The 263-nt window shown below is 48.7% G+C and carries 1 pseudogene; it reads right to left on the bottom strand.

The window, feature by feature from the left end:
* Positions 1-263: pseudogene (locus Q4528_RS14320) on the bottom strand (extracellular solute-binding protein); the annotation flags it as partial.

Consider the following 263-nt stretch of genomic DNA (forward strand, 5'->3'; position numbering starts at 1 on the left):
GTGTTGCTCAATGCTTAATGGCTTAGGTTGGACTAGCGTAGAAAATGCTTCTGGTAGTTCGGCATCAGGATTAACCGGTAGCATCCAGTTTGTTGTGGCAATAATTTTCTGCGCCGGAGCACTCACTAAAAAGCTGAGGAATTGCTGAGCAAGCTCTACTTGTTGGCTGGTGGCACTAATCGCGGCCACTTCTACTTGGCTCATGTGACCCTCGCTAAATTCAGCAGCTTGGTAACGGTTTTCTTGCTCGGCCACCATGTGGT

The organism is Staphylococcus pasteuri, assembly GCF_030547725.1.
Taxonomy (GTDB): domain Bacteria; phylum Bacillota; class Bacilli; order Staphylococcales; family Staphylococcaceae; genus Staphylococcus; species Staphylococcus pasteuri.